This window comes from Xenorhabdus budapestensis (assembly GCF_002632465.1).
In the GTDB taxonomy this organism is placed as follows: domain Bacteria; phylum Pseudomonadota; class Gammaproteobacteria; order Enterobacterales; family Enterobacteriaceae; genus Xenorhabdus; species Xenorhabdus budapestensis.
In genome coordinates this window covers 1-719 of record NZ_NIBS01000126.1, presented here as the reverse complement: position 1 = coordinate 719, position 719 = coordinate 1, and the positions used below count along the sequence as shown (strand labels likewise).

Here is a 719-nt window from a genome sequence, read left to right as displayed (position 1 = left end):
TGACCTCCTGTAAAAACCTGTCAATAGGGTTTGGATAAAAATAACTCGACAATCATATACTACAGCTGGTAGTATTTACAACAGTAAGATGTAAAACATGTTGTAGATTAGGGTCATTCAGTCACTTTTTACATCGGTAACAACGACTATGGCCGCCTCCATCAGTAGTGAAGAACAGGTATTTATGATGACGTTAGGTCAGCGGATTTCTGCCCTGCGTAAACACGCCGGACTCACACAAGCGCAACTGGCTCAGGCACTGAACGTTTCTCAGCAAGCGGTTCAGTCATGGGAAGCGGGCAGAAGACGGATCCAGATCTCTGTCCTGCCTGAGATAGCAAAGTTACTTTCTGTTTCACTGGAAGAGCTGTTCGGCGAAGAGAGCGACACGATCCCCCGTAAACGGGGACCGGCTTCACGGCTTGAGCAACAGATACAGATTATTAGCCAGTTGCCCCGCGCTAAGCAGAAGCTGGTTTCAGAGATGCTGGATGCGGTAATTGCACAGGCACAACAGTAAAAGACAGACAGCTAAGAGAAAGGATTTTTTAACGCGGATGGAGCAGGCGGCAACCTGCCACAACCGCTAACCACAACCAACTAAGCAGGAGTTGATTTATGGCTAACCGCGATTGTAATGCAGATTTAGCGATTTCAAAAGCCCGGCGCAGCTATAAGGTGGGGTATGCCCGCACCCGCCACGAAGACCGCAGCACCGG

General features: G+C 49.1%; 1 protein-coding gene. It reads left to right on the top strand.

All coding sequences use genetic code 11. From position 1 onward, the window contains the following. Positions 1-148 precede the first annotated feature (148 nt). Complete coding sequence (locus Xbud_RS19220) at positions 149-520, top strand: helix-turn-helix domain-containing protein (protein ID WP_041379902.1); 372 nt, start codon at positions 149-151, stop codon at positions 518-520. Positions 521-719: the final 199 nt, after the last annotated feature.